The sequence below is a fragment of the Basilea psittacipulmonis DSM 24701 genome, from assembly GCF_000743945.1.
In the GTDB taxonomy this organism is placed as follows: domain Bacteria; phylum Pseudomonadota; class Gammaproteobacteria; order Burkholderiales; family Burkholderiaceae_B; genus Basilea; species Basilea psittacipulmonis.
Genome location: NZ_CP009238.1, coordinates 383568 through 404903 on the forward strand (window position 1 = coordinate 383568; position 21336 = coordinate 404903).

Genomic DNA, 21336 nt, shown 5'->3' on the forward strand with positions numbered 1-21336 from the left:
CTGTGGATGTTGAGAGGATTGGCGTAAGTGGATAGTGAGAGTTGAGTGATAATGATCTGACAGCTAGTGATGATGAATGCAAGTGATATGTTGATAAGTGGTGCTGTGGGTGTTGAGAAGATTGGCGTGAGTGGATGATGAGAAGTGAGTGATGGTGATCTGAAAGCTAGTGATGATGAATACCAGTGATGTGTTAATAAGTGGTGCTGTGGGTGTTGAGAAGATTGGTGTAAGTGGATGATGAGAAGTGAGTGATCTGACAACTGATGATGAATGCAAGCGATGTGAGAAAAAGACGATAATAATCGGCTATTCATCTATATGAAAAATAGGGTGGCTGAGAATCTATATGAATAGAATAATAAGCAGTAGCTTAGAAATAGCGTGGATTCTGTCGTCAATGAGGTATAGGATAAAAAAAGAGGTCAGTAACCACTGGCCTCTTTTCATTCATACACGATGAAGTATTAGAAACGATGATTTAACGCCACACCGTAGCTCGCACCGTGAAGTTTGCTACGTAAGAAAGCGTTGTAACCCACAGAAGCTTTCACAAATGTTTGTTTCGCTAACTGATGTTCAAGGGTGACATGCAAAGATACTTTGCTATCAAATTCGTTTTTCTTTTTGCCGCCAGCAGTGGTGACTGTCGTGAATTCATACGGTGTTGCAAAACCAGTATTTCCTGGCTCCTCAGCGTATTGATTTAAATCACCAGCGTAGGTGCGAATATCTACTGTTGTCAGCTTATACAATGAACTAGGATTGGTTCCGTAAACTCCCGCTAATCCTAAAGAAGCTTTAATTCTCGTAGTTGGACGAATGATAAATTGTCCTGAAACATTTAATCCCAACTGATGTACATTAAAGTTTGTGACACCACCTGTGGTGCGGTTGTATTGGTACTGTACTGAGGGGGTTAAATCATAAGTGTCGGCAAAGCCCTTGTAAGCCACGTCAAATAACGCACCGTAGGAGTTTTGACTGTATGATTGACATAGACAATCTTCAGAACGATTGATATGTTTATAATCAATAATGGTAGCGGCTGTATAGTTACCAAAGTCTACCAAACCATAAAGACCCACACCGTAGCCGTTTTTGTAGCTTGTACTCATACCTGAGCTTTTATTACTTAAATGAGGGTAGTATTTAGTGATATATCCACCTGCAGTGACATTAGGATTAAACTCATGACCGTAACCTAAGGCAATTACCGCGTTACGTGAGCTAGTATATGAATTAGATAAATGTGTTTGGAATGTATTCACCCACAAGCCTTTAGATTGTAGTTTTAAATGATCAAGAATTTCTTCACGTTCTAACAGTGAATGATGGGTTTGAACTTTATCATTTTGGGCTACCAATGCTTGTTGTAATGGTGTTTGTACCAATAAAGTAGTAGCAATGATGGAGGCTTGTCTATCTGTGATTTGTTGATATTTATCTAGTTCAGCTTGAACATCTGCAGCTTCAGTCGCTAAAGTAGTTATTAATGTTTGCTGAGCTGTTGCTATTGCTTGCAAAGCAGCTAGATCTCCCGCTGCAGTTGATCCTTGTAATGCAGCCATCGCATCCCCTAAAGATTCAGAATCTCTAACAGCTTGTTGATAAGCCACCATCGCATTGAATGTTGTATCAGTCATCGCGCTTCGAATGGCTTCAGCTTCGCTATTCCAAGTGGCAATCTGAGCATTTGCTGTTGCTAACGCATTTGAAATAGCATCTGAAGTAGAAGCATAAGCACTTACAGACAAAGAGGAACAAATACCTGCTAATGCAAGTAATTTAAATTTTGACATTATTAATTCTCCAAATATTGATGTGATGGTTGTCACGAGGTTTTTGTGTTGCAATATGAAGTGCAATCTAAAGGCCTAAATTTTACTTCTTTCGGGGGGGGGGTAAGTCAATGTTTTTGTTGTAAAAATGTTTCTATTCGTTGTTTTTATATTACAGTTGAAATTATAAATTCACGCTAGAAGTCTATTTTTACAGTAAAAAATGTAATTAAAAATGAGTTTTTGATAAAAGCACCCGTTTAAAGATGCCTTAACGTATATAATGCACACTATGAATAAAATCGATGAATCTCCTAAGTTATTGACTAAAGTAATTTCTAATATCCGTCTCTATTTGCACTTGTCTTCGGTGTATATAGGTCTTTGTGTCTTGGTCATTATGTTAGCGGTTTGGGTATTACCTACAGCAAGAATGCAGGTAAAGCAGATGTATTCTGCGGTGGTGTATTCTTTTAATCATTCGCCGTTTTTATCTGCTGATGTGGATGTGTTAACAGAGGACGGTGAGTTGGTACAACATCAAGAAGTAACCGAAAAGACTACAGCAGTAAAACCCGGTTTCTTTACACGATTATTGAGCCATGATCACCAAAAAGATGTGGATGTACCCGAAGCCCAGTTCTATGCTTTGCGTGACAGTTTAGTTCGAAAGTATAAGATTGCACCTGCTATTTCTGAAGCAATTATTTCTAAAGCATTTGAACAGGGTAAATTACATAATTTGGATCCATTGTTGATTTTGGCAGTGATTGCGATTGAGTCGCGATATAACCCCTTTGTACAAAGCTCGGTTGGTGCCCAAGGATTAATGCAAGTGATGCCAGACGTACATAGTGATAAATTTAAAAATTATTCAGGTAGCATGAAGAGTGCTTTAAATCCAGAAAGTAATATTGAGGTGGGTAGTATTATTTTAAGAAACTGTATTCGTAAACGAAGTACGGTAGATGGGGGATTAGCTTGTTACGTGGGAGCGAGTGTGCCGAGTCGTGATGGTGGATATGCTCGAAAAGTTCAGGCTGAACGTAGAAGACTGGCATTAGACTCTGGTATGGCATTACGTAAGAATTTAGGAAAAGACTGATGAAGTACAATGATTTACGTGATTTTTTAGAACAATTAAAAAAGAAGGAAAATCTTAAAACGATTGATGTTCCTGTTTCAACTCATTTGGAAATGACGGAAATCAGTGATCGTGTATTAAAAAAAGAGGGACCTGCATTATTGTTTTCTCATGCACAACATCAAGGAAAACCTGCAGAAATGCCCGTGTTGACGAATTTATTTGGCACCACTCAGCGTGTTGCGTGGGCAATGGGGGCAGAAGATATATCCGCATTGCGTGATATTGGAGAACTATTAGCGAATTTACGTGAACCAGAACCACCTAGAGGCTTTAAAGATGCGATTGGCAAAATTGGTATGTTAAAGTCTGCATTATGGGATATGGCACCTAAAGTTCGTAGTCATGCACCTTGCCAAGAAATTATATGGGAAGGTGATGAGGTAGATTTGAATCGCTTACCTATTCAATATTGTTGGCCAGGCGATATGGCACCGTTATTGACTTGGGGCTTAGTGATTACCAAAGGTCCTCATGCTAAACGTCAGAATTTAGGCATCTATCGTCAACAGCAGATCGGTAAAAATAAACTGATTATGCGTTGGTTGTCACATCGTGGTGGTGCCTTGGACTTTAGAGATTTTGCACTCAAATATCCTGGACAACCCTTTCCTATTTCGGTAGCGATAGGTGCCGATCCCGCGACCATTCTTGCTGCCGTAACACCGATACCTGACAAGTTGTCTGAATACCAGTTTGCAGGCTTATTAAGAGGCAGTCGAACAGAGTTAGTGAAGTCGATTGGATCAGATTTGGACGTGCCAGCCAGTGCAGAAATTGTGTTAGAAGGACATATCCTACCTGTGACGGATCCGCGTGCCGTAGTCGATGCAAAAGCTCCTAAGTCTGATTATGAAATGGCTTTGGAAGGACCTTATGGCGATCATACAGGTTATTACAATGAGCAAGATTGGTTCCCAGTGTTTACGGTTGATCGTATTACCCTACGTAAAAATCCAATCTATCACAGCACTTACACGGGTAAACCACCTGATGAGCCTGCAGTCTTAGGTGTGGCATTAAATGAAGTGTTTGTGCCATTATTACGTCGTCAATTACCTGAGATTGTTGATTTTTATCTACCGCCAGAGGGGTGTAGTTATCGCTTAGCGGTGGTGTCTATTCGTAAACAATATGCAGGTCATGCTAAACGTGTGATGTTTGGTATTTGGAGTATTTTACGTCAGTTTATGTACACGAAATTTATTATCGTGGTAGATGAAGATGTGAATATTCGAGACTGGAAAGAAGTTGTCTGGGCGATCACCACGCGAATGGATCCTGTAAGAGACACCACTTTAGTAGATCATACCCCTATCGATTATTTGGATTTTGCTTCCCCTATCTCTGGTTTAGGTGGCAAAATGGGTTTAGATGCTACGAATAAATGGGCAGGAGAAACGCAGCGAGAATGGGGCAGACCTATTGTGATGGATGTATCAACTAAAACAAAAATTGATGATATTTGGAACACACTAGGATTATAAGCATTTATGGTTAGTAGGCGTTCATTTTTTGCTCGGATGCTTCCTGCTACACAGGGTTGGCCAGCTTTTTGTCAACGAGTCGAGCGTATTTGTTTAACCACCTTGCATCATGAGTGTGTCTTATATCTTCAAAATATTAGAAAATTACCTCAAATTGTTTCATTAGCACGTCAGTATCAGGTGACCTTGTCTTTGGGGTATCAAAACCAAGTGATTAGCCCTGATCATTGCCCTAGTTATTCGGGTTTGCCTGTATTGTATATTGCCTTGGTAGAGGAACCACCTGTTCCACAGAAAGTAGGCAATGGATATTTTTTATGTCATATCAATGTAAAAGCAAGCACGATGCGGGATTTAGGGTGTCAACAGTTTCAATATGTACCAGATGATATCCCTTTATGGCAATGGGTGGCAGAATCTAAGTGGCATGATAAGCATACGGGAGGCCTGATAAATAGTGGCGTAGAACGTATGCAAGTGTTATTAGCTTCGGGACAAGAAGTGGTATTGGGAGGCTTTAGTGTAAATGATAAGCTTAGTTTAGATGACCCTATTTTGCATGGAGCTATCCCCCGTCTATTTCAGTGTTATTCAAGGTCTGTTATTCAACAGATTCATTTAGGAGAAATATGGCCATTTACTTATCGTTTAGATGCGTTAATCTCTGGGCAAATAAATCTTGCAAGACTTTTGTTGGGTTCATCTAATACGTTAGCAATTCCTATGGCGATTATATTAAAATCAACGGAAAATACCCATGAATCCCAGAATCAAGTTATCATAAAGCATGAGATGGATGAATGTCTCAGTCAAGAAGTTAAATCGTACTTTGATGAAGAAGGTATTTTTGTAGATTTACAAATGGATAGTGCTTGATGAGATACTAATAATGAATGGCTGATCGTGGATAGTTCAGGATGAGCTGACAACAAGCGGTATCGATGAGATTATCAATTAAATTTTTTCGTTTAGAAGTTTAAATTTACGGATGGAAATATTATGAATGAGAGTTTACGAATGGCAGCTTTGGAGTACCATCGCAAAGGGCGCCCAGGTAAGTTGAGTGTGACTCCCACGAAACAGTTATCAAACCAAAGGGATTTGGCTTTAGCGTATTCACCGGGGGTAGCTGCCGCTTGTGAAGAGATTGTTGCTGATCCGGCAAATGCGTTTCAGTACACTTCAAGAGGAAACCTAGTAGCGGTTATTTCTAATGGAACAGCGGTATTGGGTTTAGGTAATATTGGACCGTTAGCATCCAAACCTGTGATGGAAGGTAAAGCGGTATTGTTTAAAAGATTCTCTGGTATTGATGTATTTGATTTAGAAATTGATGAGTCGGATCCAGATAAATTAGTTGATATTATTGCAAGTTTGGCTCCGACATTTGGTGGTATTAATCTGGAAGATATTAAAGCCCCTGAGTGTTTTTATGTGGAACGTAAACTACGTGAACGATTGAATATACCTGTGTTCCACGATGATCAACATGGTACCGCTATTACGGTAGCAGCCGCTTTTTTAGGTGGTTTAAAGGTTGTTAAAAAAGATATTAAGAAAATTAAATTAGTGGTGTCTGGTGCAGGAGCCGCCGCATTAGCGTGTTTAGATTTATTAGTGAGAATTGGTCTGCCCATTGAGAATATTTGGGTGACTGATATTGAGGGTGTTGTCTATAAAGGCAGAACGGTGCTAATGGATGAGATTAAAGCCCAATACGCCCAAGACACTGATAAACGCACACTGGCAGAAGTTATTGAGGGTGCGGATGCATTTTTAGGTTTATCAGCAGGTAATGTGTTGAAGCCAGAAATGCTGGAGAAGATGACGGAACGACCATTAATTTTAGCTTTGGCAAATCCTATACCTGAAATTTTACCTGAGGTAGCAAAGGCTGCTCGCCCTGATGCCGTGATTGCAACGGGTCGTTCTGATTATCCTAACCAAGTTAATAACGTACTTTGCTTCCCTTATATTTTTCGTGGTGCTTTGGATGTGGGAGCGACTACAATTACGGTGGGAATGGAAATGGCTGCCGTTCGTGCGATTTGTCAATTAGCTGAAGAAGAACAAAGTGAAGTAGTAGCCGCCGCCTATGGGACAGTCAGTTCATTTGGCCCTGATTACTTCTTACCTAAGCCATTTGATCCTCGCCTTATTGTGCGTATCGCAACAGCGGTTGCTCAAGCGGCGATGGATGATGGTGTAGCAACTCGACCTATTGAAGATATGAACGCTTATGCGGATCAATTACGTCAGTTTGTTTACCATTCAGGTACGTTTATGAAACCTGTTTATGCGACAGCTAAACGTTACGTAAGAGATGGGGGTAAATCACGTATTGTGTATTGTGAAGGGGAAGATGAACGCGTCTTACGTGCAGTACAGACTGTGGTTGATGAGAAGTTAGCTCGTCCTATTTTGATTGGTCGCCCAGCTGTAATTCAACAACGTATTGAACGTTTAGGGTTACGTTTAAATATTGCAAAAGATGTTGAAATATGTGATCCCAATGATGATCCAAGATATGCTACTTATTGGAGAGAGTATTGGGAGTTGATGAAGCGAAAGGGAGTCAGTAAAGATTATGCACGTGTTGAAATGAGACGTCGTCTTACTTTAATCGGTGCGATGATGGTTAGAATGGGAGATGCAGACGGTATGTTATGCGGTACAGTCGGTAAGTTTATTTCTCATTTACAATTCATTGATGAAGTGTTGGGCAAAACCCCTGATTCTAATATTTATGCAGCGATGAATATTGTCTTACTCCAAGAACGCATAATTTGCTTGGCAGATACACATATTAATCCAGATCCTAATGCAAGTGAAATCGCCGAGATCGTGATTAAATCAGCTCAAGCTTTACGTCGCTTGGATATTGAGCCTAAAGTTGCTTTGGTTTCTAGTTCTAATTATGGCACGGATACGCCTGTATCAGGTAGGGTGATGAGAGAGGCTTTGGCGATCGTACAAGAAAAAGATCCAAGTTTAGAGATTGATGGTGAAATGCATGGAGATTTAGCATTAAGCGAAGAGTTACGTGAGAAATTTATGCCAGATAGTCCTTTGAAAGGGTCTGCTAATTTATTAATTTGTCCTAACAGTCAGGCAGGAAACATTGCTTATAACCTGTTGAAAACTAGTTCGAGTGGTAACGTAGCGGTTGGGCCATTCTTACTAGGGGTGAATGCACCAGTTCATATTTTGACCAATAGTAGTACTGTTCGCCGAATCATTAATATGACTGCTGTCACCGTTGTAGATGCAAATGCATAGTGAATTTAAAGGCTTTCTTTTAGGAGAGAGGAAATGAAAAAGCTAAATACTATATTTACAAAGGGTGGTCATATTTCAAGCATTACAAAAGATGATGCAAAAGTAGAAGCTGAAAAACATGGATTAACGTTCTTTTACATTGATTGCGATAAAGGACGAAGCTTATCGGCGGTACTACGTGCTTTTGTAAAAGGTGTTGATTATCCTGTATTCTTTGGATCTGATATGGATAGTTTTTTTGATTGTTTATCTGAGACTGTTTTAGATCAAGCCAAAGGGGCATGTTTATTTATCGATAATCTTCATACTGAAGACCCTGCTTTGATTGAGGGTAGCAAAGAGATTGTGAATGTGCTGGAAGCTGTTGTAGAGGCAATGTCAGAAGAGAAAAAGGTGTTGGTGTATCATGTGGTTAATGTAGGCAAACATGGTGATCCAGAGCCTATCCCTCAAACGATAAAATATACTGATACTGTTTATCCAGATGTACGACTGGTAGAAGAATAGTATTTGTGCGGATAAATAAATTTATTACTCCCTCACATACCATATGGCGGGGGAGTGTTTTATTTTGAGCAAGGGTTTCTTGATTAGTTTTGAAATTTAGAAAAGAAAACGCTCTTACATTTGGACATTAATGTTCTGTAGGTATAGTCTGGTTGTTAGGAGAATCGATATAATGAAGTTCTTCTGATCGCTGACGAATTGCTATGGCAGCAAGCTGTAGCTGTTTGAGCGGGTAAATCAATCCTTGATATTGATCGGCAGTATCAAACAGCGTAGGACGTTCACCTACTTGTTCGCATTCTAGATTTAAACAGTTTTTTATAAATTCAATATGAGCTTGAGTGCGACTGGGAATTTCTGATAATGATTCCAGTTCACTGATGAGAAAAGGGATAAGATTATAAATACTATCGCCATGTGTGACTAAGGAGTTGTACTGTTCGATATGTTTTTGATGTGATTTTGGCTCATTTAACATACGAGTTAATGAGTTGGAAAAGGCTACTTGAGCATTCAATGCTTTGGCACAAGTATCTAAACTACCTGTTTTGGTGCTGACTTGTTTACCTAAATTTTCTTTGGCAAAATCCAGACATTTGCAGAAATGTAGATAGTTCTCTTGAATGGCCTTTTTGGCGAGTTTATCGATACCATCGCATTCCCAATAGGGGAATAACATACTGCAAATATAGCCAATGACACAGGCTAAAAATGTATCAAAGGCACGTTCACCTACAAAAAGTATTTTTGATTCGGGTAATAAAAAGTGAAAACCTAATAATACATAGATGGTAATGAACGTTACAGAAATACGATAATCGCCACTACCCGCCAATGCTTTACCGATAATCATACATAAGACTAAGGTGACAAGATAAATGATGTTGTTTTGGGCAAAAACAAAAAGTCCGATAACAATGAGACAACCGATCATCGTACCAATTAATCGATAGCCAATGCGTTGGCGAGTCAGTGAATAACCAGGTCTTAACACAAGAATAAGGGTGATATTGACCCAATAAATATGACTACCAAAAGTATGTACCCAAGTTTCGTGTCCTAGATATAGATTCAATAACGTGGCACCAGCCCAAACGACAGCAAAGGCAATGGTGACGCGAAGAGCATAACGGAAGAAAACAGAATGAATATTTAAGTTGGTGAAAAAATCTTTCAACACAATAGGACTACTGGTCATTTTTTTGGCAAGATGTTTTTCACGTTTTGATGCTTCGGTTAATTCGCTGGAAATATGCTGGTTTCGGAGATGATCAGACATTCGGTTAATAATGCTGGTGGCATTACGTAAACGTCTCACAATACGAATAAGCAAAAGATAAAGATCAGGATTGCTGATATTTAGATTAGCTTCTTTTTGTTGAAGAATTTCGTATTCTAAAGCTCTTAACTCAGCTTTGGCCGTGTTTCGGTAGGTGTAGGCTTGTCCAGATGTTAAGGCTTGAGCGATTTCATCAAGTGTCAGACTTAATTTGCTTAATGTATCGCGCATAAACAATAAAATATCGTTGTCTTTGAACACCTCTCTTAAAGAACGATAGTCTGTTTGTGAACTCACCATGGTATTTAATAATTCCATGACATCGCTGTAAATATTCCAAAGTAGAATATTTTCTTTAGAGTTGATGGTTCGGGTTCTAGATAACACGTAACGAGCCGTTGTTTGACTTTCTACCATATCAGAAGCAGCAGGTCTAAGCTGTCGGTAACAGTCTTCCAAGTCATTATTAATATCGTAGAATTTTGAACGAAGATTAATGTATTTGGCTGTGGCAAAAATCGCTCTAGCTAAAATTTTTCGGTCTTCTTGTCGTCTTAAAAAATAGCTAACGATCATGCTGTACGTACAGTAAACAATACATCCTAATAAGGTATATAAGGCAATGCTGATGGCCATATTAGGCGGGTATTCATTACGCATGGTTAGGATCATGAGTAAACTGCAACCGTAAGCAATGGCAGTAGTTCTTTGTCCAAACACATTAAACATGCTGTAAACAAAGATAAATCCAATGGCTAATAGCCCACATAGAATCGGGTAGGTACTGGTGAGACTGATAACAAAACTTGTCCACGCACCCAGTAAACTGGCCACAATCATATCAATGGCACGAGAACGTTTATTACTGGTTTGGTTATCGGTCGCCGACACGCACCACGCCCCAGCTGTCATGGGTAAGGTAATGTAATCGGATAAATTTAGCAAATAACAGAACAAACCAATAGACAAAATGCCTATTGACTGTTTGGCAGCAAAGTAAAGGTCTGGACTATACAAAAATTTATTGAGTCTTTGTCCAAGATAACTGCTCAATATCATATGCGTTATTTACGTTTTGCGAAAAACAAGAGTTTGGGGTGATGATGCTTCTTTGCAGTATTCATAACCAGCGACATTAAATTCCTTGAGGTCATCAATTTGTTCAATTCGGTGATCAATGATAAATCTCGCCATTAAACCTCTGGCTCGTTTGGCATTAAAGCTAATAATTTTGTACTGCCCGTTTTTAAAATCTTGAAAAACACACTGAATGATGGGGGCCTTGATTTTTTCTGTATTAACGGATTTAAAGTATTCCTGAGAAGCAAGATTGACTAACAAAGGCTGTTTCTCAAGTAGTGTATTCAGATAGTTTGTAATTTTATCGCCCCAAAAATCATACAGCGTTTTGCCTTTTGAAGTTTGCAAAGACGTTCCCATTTCAAGGCGATAGGGTTGCATTAAATCTAAAGGCTTTAATACCCCATATAGACCACTGAGAATAGCAAGATGTTCATTAGCCCAAGATAAAGAGGCGTTATCTAAAGTTTTTGCTTGTAATCCATCGTAAACATCGCCATCGAATGCAAAAATAGCTTGACGAGCATTGGTTAAATTAAATTCGGGTGTCCAAGCTTGATAACGAGCTAAGTTTAATTCGGCTAAGGCATCGCTTATTTTCATCAATGCTTTAATGTCTTGAACAGATTGCTTTTTTAAAATATCAATCAGTTCCTGAGATTCTTTAATAAAGGGATAGAGACTATGCTCTTGTGTGGTTAACAAAGAGTCATAGTCTAGTTTTTTAGCGGGAGATAAAATAACTAACATAGTAGAATCGTTATTTAACAGGTTGAAGAACTGTTAAGCCACCCATATAAGGATGTAACACTTGAGGTACGATAATGGAACCATCAGCTTGTTGATAATTTTCCATCACCGCTACCATCGCACGTCCGACCGCCAAGCCTGAACCATTTAGCGTGTGTACGTATTCGTTCTTGCCTTGTTCGTTTTTAAAACGAGCCTGCATACGGCGGGCTTGGAATGCTTCTGTATTTGAAACGGAAGAGATTTCTCTCCAAGTGTGTTGAGAGGGAATCCATACTTCTAAGTCAAAAGTTTTTGCTGCACCAAATCCCATATCACCCGTACAGAGCGTAATCACACGATAAGGCAATCCAAGTAGTTGTAGGATATGTTCAGCGTGACCGACCATTTCATTTAATGCTTCATAAGAGTGTTCTGGATGGGTAATTTGAACCATCTCGACTTTGTCAAATTGGTGCTGACGAATCATCCCTCTGACATCTTTGCCACCAGAGCCTGCTTCAGAGCGGAAACAAGGCGTGTGAGCGGTTAATTTAATGGGCAAATCACTGGCATTTAACAACATGCCATTTACAGAGTTAGTAAGAGAAATCTCAGATGTAGAGATGAGGTAAAGTTCGCGTTTATCTTCCTCATCGCCTCCCATTGTTACCCAAAACATATCATCCTTAAATTTTGGTAACTGACCCGTACCAAAAAGTGTGGGAGCATTGACAATGTAAGGTGTGTAACACTCGGTATAACCGTGCTGTAGCGTTTGGGTGTCTAACATAAACTGGGCCAAAGCACGATGTAAACGAGCGATCTGTCCTCTCATAAATACAAAACGCGATCCTGACATCTTGGCGGCAGTATCAAATTCAAGCCCCATTTTTTCGCCCAAAGTCACATGATCGGCTGGCTCAAAACCTAAGCTATCAGGCATCTGATCGGCGGTGACGTATTGTCCGTTTATCCAGCGTTTTACTTCAACATTATCATGTTCATCTTGACCAGATGGCACGCTTTCATGAGGTAGGTTGGGAATAGACATCAACCATGTATCTAACTCATGACGAATCGCGTTTAACTGTTCTTCAAGTGCTTTAAGTTCGTTGGGAATACGAGCTGATTCTTGCATCACATCAGTGGCATCTAAACCTTGTGATTTTAAACGTCCGATCTCTTTGGCAAGCGTATTGCGTTTGGACTGTAAGTTTTCAGTCTCTACTTGGATACGTTTGCGTTGTTCTTCTAAATTTTGGTAACGATTGACATCAAAATCATAACCACGGCGTTTAAGTGCCGTTACGACAGAATCAATATCTTTGCGAAGTAATACAGGATCTAACATAATGAATAATACACTGAAAAATCGATGAAAATAATAGTTTAAACCAAAGCAGCAAAGTTTCACAGAAAACCAAAGCTTTCACGTAAAACTTTGCCAGCTGTTTATTTACGTAGTTTAGCAAAAGCCGCCGCCATCGCTCCTTGAGGTGCCATCTCTTTCTTAGAAGATGAAAAAGATTGACGAGCGGAGGATGGGCCACGTGTAGAACGTGAACTAGGTAAAGTATCATCATCCAAACGCATACTTAATGCAATGCGTTTACGCTGAGGTTCGACTTCCAACACTTTCACTTTGACCAGTTGACCTGTGCGAACGACTTCACGAGGATCTTGAACAAAGTGATTGGATAAAGCTGAAATATGGACCAGACCATCTTGATGAACGCCAATATCCACAAAAGCACCGAAATTCGCGACATTGCTGACAACACCCTCTAAAATCATGCCTGGTTTCAGATCGTCAATCGTGTGAACATCCTCTCTAAAACTAGCTGTTTTAAATTCAGGTCTAGGATCTCTGCCTGGTTTTTCAAGCTCATTGAAAATATCTTTTACCGTAGGTAATCCAAATTTTTCATCTGTGAAATCTTGGGGGGATAAGCCTTTCAACGCTTCTTTGTTCCCAATGACAGAGGTGATGTCTTGATGAATTTTGTCTAGAATTTTTGAGACAACGGGGTAAGCTTCTGGGTGTACAGCCGATTGGTCCAAAGGATTCGTTCCACCAGAAATTCTTAAAAAGCCTGCTGCTTGTTCAAAAGCTTTGGCACCAAAACGAGGAACGGCCATTAACGCTTTTCTATCTTTAAATGCACCGTTTTCATCACGCCAAGAAACAATGTTTTTCGCTAATCCTGCATTTAAGCCTGATACACGTGATAATAAAGCAGCTGAAGCGGTGTTGACATCAACCCCCACCGCATTCACGCAATCTTCAATGACGGCATCTAAAGAACGAGCTAGTTCTCTTTGGTTTAAATCGTGTTGGTATTGGCCGACACCAATGGATTTAGGCTCAATTTTTACTAATTCAGCCAAAGGATCTTGCAAACGTCGTGCGATCGATACGGCTCCTCTTAAACTTACGTCTAGATCAGGAAATTCTTGTGAGGCCAGTTCTGATGCTGAATACACAGAGGCGCCTGCTTCAGATACTACGACTTTTTTAGTCTCACAATTGGGTAAAGCAGCCAATAATTCTGATACTAATTTTTCTGTTTCACGAGACGCTGTACCATTGCCGATAGCAATAAGCTCAATATGATGTTTTTGAATCAGGTGTGCTAGAGTTTGCATCGATCCTATTTTGTCTAATCTGGGTTCAAAAGGATAGATGGTCGTGGTTTCCAGCAACTTACCTGTTTTATCAATCGCAGCGACTTTGACCCCCGTACGGATGCCCGGATCAAGCCCTAAAACTGCTTTATGGCCAGCAGGAGCAGCTAATAACAAATCTTTTAAGTTTTCTGCAAATACCTTAATCGCTTCTGTTTCTGCTTTGTCACGTAATTGACCGATAATTTCTGTTTCAAAAAGTGTCAATAACTTAACTCGCCAAGTCCATCTTGATAAGTCTGACAGCCACTTTTGGCGAGGACTAGCTTCAAGCGTAAAATCCGTATCCAGATCTAGAAAGTCGGCAATTTTTTCAATACAAGGATGAGGATGTTGTTCTTCTAGACTACTTTCTAAACCGATTCTCAAATCCAAAACACCTTGTTGTCTGCCTCGTAACATCGCCAAAATGCGGTGCGAGGGTAAGGTGCTAACCGCTTCTTTAAAGTCAAACCAGTCTTTGAAATTATCGCCCTCTGTTTCTTTGCCCTCAATAAGAGTGGAATAAAGAAAGGCGTGTTTGCTCAAGTATTCACGTATTGTGGCCACTAAATCAGCATTTTCTGAAAAACGTTCCGCTAGAATATCTCTTGCTCCATCCAAAGCCATTTTTACATCCGTAATATCGTTGTTTAAGTAGGCTTGAGCCAATGTTTGGGGATCTGTGTTTTCTAATAAAATCGCGTCTGCTAATGGCTCTAGACCTGCTTCTTTGGCGATCTGGGCTTTTGTGCGACGTTTTGGTTTGTAAGGAGCGTATAAATCTTCTAATCGCTGTTTATTATCTGCCTGCATGATGGCAGCTTCAAGTTCTGGCGTTAGTTTTTCTTGGCTACGAATAGATTCTAGGATACTGATACGTCTTTCTTCGAGTTCACGAACATAAAGCAAAGAAACTTCTAATTCACGCAAAACCGCATCATCTAGACCGCCTGTGACTTCTTTACGATAACGAGCAATAAACGGAACGGTAGCTCCCTCATCTAAAAGATTGACGGCTGCCTGAATTTGGTGGGCAGGTTTGTTTAGTTTTTGTGAAAGAGTCTGAATGATACGATGTTCATCAATATTTTTTGTCATGGTTATCGGTTTATTTAATAGAAAGCCCAATATTTTAACCGATTTATATTATCGATAAATAAAAAGTGACTATTGAAATTGGTGCAAAAAAACAGTGGATCGAATCACGGCAAAATCTTGTTTTAACCATGTGATGCGATGCGGATAAAAAGGTAGGTGGAGTAAGTTGTGATGGATGTGATGAGGCGATGATGAATGCGTGTGGAGATGGGGGGAGGATGAGGCGATGATGAATGCGTGTGGATGTATTTATGTTGACAAGCGTGTGTTTGAGGTAGGGATGGTAAATGAGGGATGTAAAGATGGATGGGATGAGGCGGTGATAAATGCGTGTGGATGTATTTTTGTTGATAAGAGTGTGGTAGGGAGGATAAATGAGGGAGACGCAGCGATGGGGTGATGAGAATGTAAAAAGAGAAACAGAGGCGTTATATTTTAAACGAAGTAGGAGGGCATTTAGCCTTTTATTCTTGAAAATAATACAGGTATAATTTTGAGGTTGAGACTATTTGTTTGGATGGGTATAGATTATGTCAGATGTGAAAAAAGTGTTCTTAGAGACAAGCTCCTTTGCTCAGTCTATCCCCAATTATCAAGTCCGCACGAGTCAAGTCAATATGGCTTGTAATGTTGATAAAGCGATTGCCAATAATGAAATATTATTGGTGGAAGCAGGGACGGGAACAGGGAAAACATTAGCGTATTTGGTACCTCCTTTGTTACAAAACAAACAAGTGATGGTGGTTACCGCCACTAAAGCTTTGCAAGATCAGTTATTCGGAAAAGATGTTCCAGCATTAAGAAAAATTTTAAAAAGACCCTTTACAGCAAGTGTTTTTAAGGGACGATCCAATTATTTATGTAAATACTTATTTGAGTTATACGAATCAGAGGGAATCCTTAAAGAGGAAATGCCTCAATACAAGAAAATTAAGGCATTTGCTAATTTGGGAAAATATCATTGCGACATTACCTATTGCGAGGGGGTTTCGGAAACGTCGCCAATATGGAAAAAAATCACCGCTACGACAGAAACTTGTTTGTACCAAAAATGTCCTCAGTATGAAGAATGTCATGTGACGAACGCTAGAAGAGAGGCGGAAAGTAGCGATGTGTTGATTGTGAATCATGCGATGTTTGTTATTTCGCTCGCGTTGAAATATAAAGGATTAACGGTAGATTATTTGCCTCCTAAAGAGGTGGTGGTATTTGATGAGGGGCATAAATTACCAGGTAATATTAGAACCTTATTTGGCGATCATACGTCGTTACAAGACATTCGATCATGGTTTTTAAAATTTGATGAATCCTATAAAAAAATTAAACGAGAAAAGTTGCTTGATGCTCGAGAATATAGTGACATTGTTAATGCTGTTTACGAGATAACTAGTCGTTTTAATTTACGCATCCGAACAGAACAAGTGGGGCTGGAGAATGCTTTATTGGATGATGAATCCTTTATGAAAGATGTGGTGAATTTTTCTACGAATGTCGAAAGCTTCTATAAAATGCTGTGTAAGGCTCATCTTAGTGTATTAGAAGATATATCGGAAAACCATCGTCCTACCGCTGATGAAAAGGCAGAAATCGATCCTGATTTGGAAATACTACAACGATTTTGTCAGATAGGAAAAGGCATTGTATTGGCACTGAATACGTTTGTCTCACAAAATGAAGAGTTGATAAAATGGATAAAAATTACGAAACCAAAAAATAAAGAATCTAAAGAATATGATCTTGAGTTTCACTCTGTACCATCGGATATCCGCTTTTTCTCAAATTTCAGAGCGGAACATCAAAGCTGGATCTTTGCTTCAGCCACGTTGTCAGTATTGGGGAATGCCAATTACTTTATCAATGAAATTGGCTTAGATAAAAACACTCAATTTGCGATCTACCCCTCTAATTTTGATTATCAGCGACAGGCAGGCATTTATATCCCCACGGATCTGCCTAGCCCTAAAGAAGAAAATTATTCGCTTGAGTTTTTAAGAATGTGTTGGAGATTTATCGTGAACAATCCATCGGGAACGATGATTCTTTGCACCTCTTTAAAACAAATGAAATTTTATGCTGATAAATTACGTGAAGGATTTCGTCTTAAAAATATTCGTCGAGAAGTATTGGTTCAAGGAGAAGAAAGTAAGGCGGTATTATTACAATTATTCCGTGAAAAGAAAGATGCGGTGCTGATAGGCAGTGCTAGTTTTTGGGAGGGAGTGGATTTCCCTGGCGATATATTGACCCTATTATTGATTGATAGAATTCCTTTCGCTTCTCCAGAAGATCCCGTTTTACGAGCCAGAATCGATAAGATGAAAAAAGAGGATAAAGATCCTTTTAATTTGATACAACTACCTCACGCGACGATTACTTTAAAACAAGGTGTGGGTCGGTTGATTCGTACGGAATTGGATTATGGTTTGGTAGTGATTGGTGATAAACGTTTAGTCAAAATGGGCTATGGCTTGAGAATCATGGATGATTTGCCTCCATTTAAACGACTTGATACGGCTTCAAGTGCCTTAGAATTTTTTATCAATTCTCAAAAGAAATCTGAACAATAAATCCCTGTCGAGCCAGCTACACACACGTGTTTAGAGGATGTGGGTTGTAAGAACAGTTAGCTTTGTCATAAAACGAAAAGATGAAGTTCGATATGGCTAGCTGTGTGAAGTAGGTAAATACGTGGGTTTAGAGGATGCGGGTTGTAAGAATAGTTAGCTTTGTCATAAAACGAAAAGATGAAGTTCGATATGGCTAGCTGTGTGAAGCTGGTAAATACGTGGGTTTAGAGGGCATGACTGGATAAGTAGTTTGAAATGGGTAAAAAAAACTGGTTCAACTAAGAACCAGTTTTCATGTTTTATATTTAGTTATTAAACCAAGAAGATGGTTTGAAATAGTCCCAGAAACTTCTTTGCTTATCTAATCCCTGTTGAGGGAATACAGAGTTAGGGAAATTCTGGTTAAATACAGCTTGAGCATTTTCTTCCATCTCTTTTAGTCCTAACTTGCGATAAGACAAGATAAGGATGTATAGGGCTTTTTCAGAAGCACGAACACCAGAATAATTTTTCAATACGTCTTGAGCACGATTGATCGCAGCGACATAGTCATTTTTCTTGTAGTAATATTCGGCAACACCTGCATCATGATCAGCAAGTGTCTGAACTAACCATTTCATGCGGGTGTGAGAGTCAGGTGCGTATTTACTATTTGGAAATTGGGTAACCAAAGTGTTGAACGCAATATAAGACTCACGTAAACCTTTAGGATCTCGTTCAGAGGGATCTTGTCCTACCCAGCTTGTTAAAAAGTTACCTGCAGAGGTAAACGTGATTAACCCTTTTAAATACAGCATATAGTCAGCATTAGGATTAGATGGATATAAGGTTAAAAAGTTATCAATATCCACCAATGCTTGTTTTACTTCATCATCTTTCCAGTTAATGTAGGCTTGATCGATGAGTGCTTGTTGTGCATAGTTAGAATAAGGGTAAAAGTTTTGGATAGCTTTAAGATTTGTGCGAGCCGTTCCCCATTCTTTGTTACGAAGTGCTTCTTGAGCATCCTGATATAGTTGTTCAGCAGGGACATTCAGTAATGCTTGAGTTTTGTCAGTCGTGCTACAAGCAGCCAAAACCAAACCACAACCCATGATCAATAGTAGTTTTGAAAAATTTTTTGTCATAGTTAGGAAAAATTTTAACGATAATATAAAATTGCTATTGTCCCTATTATAAGCAAAAAAAGGAATGGATTACATTGAAAACAATATCTCAAGAATTAATAAATATAGACGATAATGAGCATGAGTTCCGCTTGTCTATTGATGAGGTGCCTGATCGATTAGATAAGGTGCTTGCACGTTTATTACCTCAATTTTCGCGTGCAAGATTGCAGAAATGGATTGAAATGCAAGCGGTTCTGGTCAATGGAAAAGAAGCAAAAGTAAAACAAATCGTTGGTCCAGATGATGTGATTTGGGTTCAAGAGCAAATGAGTGAAGAAGAAATGGCATTTGAACCTGATGAAAACGTGGTGTTTGAGGTGATTGAGGCTAATGATGATTTTATTGTGGTGAATAAGCCAGTAGGGTTGGTGACGCATCCAGGTGCAGGTAATTGGCGTGGAACATTGTTAAATGGATTGTTATATCAGTTTCCTGAGTTAAGCGGTATTCCTAGGGCAGGCATTGTTCACCGTTTGGACAAGGATACATCGGGTTTGCTGGTGGTGGCACGCACATTAACGGCCCAAACAGATTTGGTAAGACAATTGCAAGCTCGAACAGTGGGGCGTACATATTTGGCGTTGGTGCATGGTGTGACCAATTCAGAGGGAGAGGTCAGTTTGCCGATTGGACGCGATCCTAGAAACCCCGTAAAAATGAGTAGTCAACATCCTATCGCTCCTAAAGAAGCATGGACATACTATAAGACGGTGGGGCATGGTATTTGCGAAGATATGGCTGTATCAAAAATAGAATGTCAACTTAAAACAGGTAGAACGCATCAAATCCGCGTACATATGTCTAGTCTAGGACATAGTTTGTTAGGCGATACGTTATATGCAGGACGTTGTATCGCTCAAGCTAATAGACAAATGTTACACGCTTATCAATTACGTTTTTTACATCCAGTAAATGGACAAATATGTTCGTTTGAGGCGGATATTCCCAACGATATGCAAACTGTGATAGATAATATTAAGTGGCAGTAAATAAGCGGGGGATAAGATGAGCGACATTAATCGAGTGTGGGCAAATTGGACGATAAAACAGGCGAGTTGTTTTACCACCAAAAGATATGGGCCTCAAGAATGCGTGCAGGAACCCGCCACAGAAAATGATTTTGCAGGGTTTAATATGGGCTGGCATTCAGGTGACCAGATAGAAAGAATTAGCAGCCATTACCAAAAACTCGAAGCAGAATTAGGTGTGCCAATATGTTTGGTCAAACAGGTGCATGGGCATCATGTCTTTGATGTGGATAAGGAAAAAGGTCAGTTTACGTATGATTGGGCAACAAGGCCAGAAGCCGATGCCATGGTGACAACACGAAAAGACGTGGCATTGGGTATTTTGACAGCGGACTGTTTACCCATTGCATTGGCCAGCCAAGATTGTATCGGTATGGTGCATGCGGGCTGGCGTGGACTAGCGGCGGGAGTGCTGGAAAATACATTGGATTTGATGAAGCAAAAAAGTGCTGATACCTTAATTGATGCTTGGGTGGGGCCCGCTATTTCTCAATCTTGTTTTGAAGTGGGTGAGGATGTTTACGATGCGTTTGTAAAAGAAAACCGCGAATATCACTTATATTTTAAAAAACATCCAGATGTGAAAGACAAGTTTTATGCTGATTTGGTAGGAATAGCGAAACATAAAATATTGACACATGTATCAAGTCGCGTTTTTTTAAGTGATCTGTGTACCTATCAAGATCCTCAATTTTACTCATGGAGACGAGGTCATCCGTGCGGACGTGAATTAACCGTCATTCGATTGGTGTCGTAGATACGTTCGCATCGTGTGGTGGGTGTTTATCGGTGCTTTGCATGATCTGGCATTGAAGATACCTATCAAGATCCTCAATTTTACTCATGGAGACGAGGTCATCCGTGCGGGCTTGAATTAACCGTCATTCGATTGGTGTCGTAGATACGTTCGCATCGTGTGGGGGTGTGTTTATCGGTGCTTTGCATGATCTGGCATTGAAGATACCTATCAAGATCCTCAATTTTACTCATGGAGACGAGGCCATCCGTGCGGACGTGAATTAACCGTCATTCGATTGGTGTCGTAGATACGTTCGCATCGTGTGGTGGGTGTTTATCGGTGCTTTGCATGATTTGGCATTGAAGCATTGGTACGTTCAAAATAAGAAAAGATGGGAACAAGTTTTATTTTTTTATTTAAAAAGTGTTGTTTTATGTATAAAAAACAACAGGCGTTTATTTTTTACGTAACTGATTGAAGTATAAATGTATTTTATTGTTTTGATCGGGGGCGTTTTAAAATTCAAAGTAATAAATGGTATTTTTCTTGTTATTTAAAATAAATGCTTTTACACTTACCCATAGAAGAAATTAAATTTTGAATATAGGTTGAATTCCCGATAAAAATTCTCGGTTTTTTGTGTGAATTCAATGGATTGTAAGTGTCTATATTTTTATGTATGCACCCCAAAACTTGTATCATTTGACAATTCTTCATTAAGTAGATGTCAGGATAGGCATCCAAGAGGAGGGAGCACAGCAATATTACACATATTGGTT

14 protein-coding genes are annotated in these 21336 nt (G+C 39.5%); 8 read left to right on the plus strand and 6 right to left on the minus strand.

The genetic code is table 11. The features are described from left to right. Window positions 1–467 precede the first annotated feature (467 nt). Window positions 468–1802, minus strand: a complete 1335-nt coding sequence (locus IX83_RS01715; protein WP_038498479.1) for a hypothetical protein — start codon at window positions 1800–1802, stop codon at window positions 468–470. A gap of 271 nt (window positions 1803–2073) precedes the next feature. Between IX83_RS01715 and IX83_RS01720 the strand changes: the two genes are divergently transcribed. The 5 genes from IX83_RS01720 (at window position 2074) to IX83_RS01740 (ending at window position 8198) form a co-directional block, all read left to right on the plus strand. Next, a complete protein-coding gene (locus IX83_RS01720) occupies window positions 2074–2886 on the plus strand; it encodes a transglycosylase SLT domain-containing protein (RefSeq protein ID WP_051919043.1) in 813 nt (270 codons plus the stop codon). Then, entirely contained in the window at window positions 2886–4412 is a 1527-nt protein-coding gene (ubiD, locus tag IX83_RS01725) for a 4-hydroxy-3-polyprenylbenzoate decarboxylase (protein ID WP_038498482.1), read from the plus strand. Before IX83_RS01720 ends, ubiD begins: the two co-directional genes overlap by 1 nt. Window positions 4413–4418: 6 nt before the next feature. Next, entirely contained in the window at window positions 4419–5288 is an 870-nt protein-coding gene (locus IX83_RS08510; protein WP_143244828.1) for a hypothetical protein, read from the plus strand. 123 nt (window positions 5289–5411) lie between these two features. Further along, window positions 5412–7691 carry an NADP-dependent malic enzyme gene (locus tag IX83_RS01735; RefSeq protein ID WP_038498485.1) on the plus strand — a complete coding sequence of 760 codons (2280 nt, stop codon included), beginning with the start codon at window positions 5412–5414 and terminating at the stop codon, window positions 7689–7691. A 33-nt stretch (window positions 7692–7724) separates the two neighbouring features. Next, window positions 7725–8198, plus strand: coding sequence for a barstar family protein (locus tag IX83_RS01740; RefSeq protein WP_051919050.1), 474 nt, complete (start codon window positions 7725–7727; stop codon window positions 8196–8198). A 127-nt stretch (window positions 8199–8325) separates the two neighbouring features. Here IX83_RS01740 and IX83_RS01745 read toward each other — a convergent pair whose 3' ends face one another. The 4 genes from IX83_RS01745 to IX83_RS01760 all read right to left on the minus strand — a co-directional run bounded on the left by IX83_RS01745 (window position 8326) and on the right by IX83_RS01760 (window position 15054). Then, window positions 8326–10536: an FUSC family protein gene (locus tag IX83_RS01745; protein WP_077315926.1), complete on the minus strand. Its 2211-nt coding sequence runs from the start codon at window positions 10534–10536 to the stop codon at window positions 8326–8328. A 9-nt stretch (window positions 10537–10545) separates the two neighbouring features. Next, window positions 10546–11307, minus strand: coding sequence for a peroxide stress protein YaaA (yaaA, locus tag IX83_RS01750; RefSeq protein ID WP_038498491.1), 762 nt, complete (start codon window positions 11305–11307; stop codon window positions 10546–10548). A gap of 10 nt (window positions 11308–11317) precedes the next feature. Beyond that, window positions 11318–12640: a serine--tRNA ligase gene (gene serS, locus IX83_RS01755; RefSeq protein WP_038498493.1), complete on the minus strand. Its 1323-nt coding sequence runs from the start codon at window positions 12638–12640 to the stop codon at window positions 11318–11320. Window positions 12641–12741: 101 nt separating this feature from the next. Then, entirely contained in the window at window positions 12742–15054 is a 2313-nt protein-coding gene (locus IX83_RS01760; protein WP_038498496.1) for a Tex family protein, read from the minus strand. Between the two features lie 530 nt (window positions 15055–15584). Here IX83_RS01760 and IX83_RS01770 point away from each other — a divergent pair. Beyond that, a complete protein-coding gene (locus IX83_RS01770) occupies window positions 15585–17621 on the plus strand; it encodes an ATP-dependent DNA helicase (protein WP_038498502.1) in 2037 nt (678 codons plus the stop codon). A gap of 305 nt (window positions 17622–17926) precedes the next feature. Here the strand turns inward: IX83_RS01770 and IX83_RS01775 are convergent, their stop codons facing one another. After that, window positions 17927–18748: an outer membrane protein assembly factor BamD gene (locus IX83_RS01775; RefSeq protein ID WP_038498505.1), complete on the minus strand. Its 822-nt coding sequence runs from the start codon at window positions 18746–18748 to the stop codon at window positions 17927–17929. Window positions 18749–18822: 74 nt separating this feature from the next. On the opposite strand from IX83_RS01775, the gene IX83_RS01780 reads away from it, so the two are divergent. Then, window positions 18823–19779, plus strand: coding sequence for an RluA family pseudouridine synthase (locus tag IX83_RS01780; RefSeq protein ID WP_143244829.1), 957 nt, complete (start codon window positions 18823–18825; stop codon window positions 19777–19779). Between the two features lie 16 nt (window positions 19780–19795). Next, window positions 19796–20575, plus strand: coding sequence for a peptidoglycan editing factor PgeF (gene pgeF, locus IX83_RS01785; protein WP_051919055.1), 780 nt, complete (start codon window positions 19796–19798; stop codon window positions 20573–20575). Window positions 20576–21336 lie beyond the last annotated feature (761 nt).

Coding starts and splice junctions, on each gene's coding strand:
- IX83_RS01715 (WP_038498479.1), bottom strand. CDS start 1,802: ATGTCAAAATTTAAATTACTTGCATTAGCAGGTATTTGTTCCTCTTTG.
- IX83_RS01720 (WP_051919043.1), top strand. CDS start 2,074: ATGAATAAAATCGATGAATCTCCTAAGTTATTGACTAAAGTAATTTCT.
- ubiD (WP_038498482.1), top strand. CDS start 2,886: ATGAAGTACAATGATTTACGTGATTTTTTAGAACAATTAAAAAAGAAG.
- IX83_RS08510 (WP_143244828.1), top strand. CDS start 4,419: ATGGTTAGTAGGCGTTCATTTTTTGCTCGGATGCTTCCTGCTACACAG.
- IX83_RS01735 (WP_038498485.1), top strand. CDS start 5,412: ATGAATGAGAGTTTACGAATGGCAGCTTTGGAGTACCATCGCAAAGGG.
- IX83_RS01740 (WP_051919050.1), top strand. CDS start 7,725: ATGAAAAAGCTAAATACTATATTTACAAAGGGTGGTCATATTTCAAGC.
- IX83_RS01745 (WP_077315926.1), bottom strand. CDS start 10,536: ATGATATTGAGCAGTTATCTTGGACAAAGACTCAATAAATTTTTGTAT.
- yaaA (WP_038498491.1), bottom strand. CDS start 11,307: ATGTTAGTTATTTTATCTCCCGCTAAAAAACTAGACTATGACTCTTTG.
- serS (WP_038498493.1), bottom strand. CDS start 12,640: ATGTTAGATCCTGTATTACTTCGCAAAGATATTGATTCTGTCGTAACG.
- IX83_RS01760 (WP_038498496.1), bottom strand. CDS start 15,054: ATGACAAAAAATATTGATGAACATCGTATCATTCAGACTCTTTCACAA.
- IX83_RS01770 (WP_038498502.1), top strand. CDS start 15,585: ATGTCAGATGTGAAAAAAGTGTTCTTAGAGACAAGCTCCTTTGCTCAG.
- IX83_RS01775 (WP_038498505.1), bottom strand. CDS start 18,748: ATGACAAAAAATTTTTCAAAACTACTATTGATCATGGGTTGTGGTTTG.
- pgeF (WP_051919055.1), top strand. CDS start 19,796: ATGAGCGACATTAATCGAGTGTGGGCAAATTGGACGATAAAACAGGCG.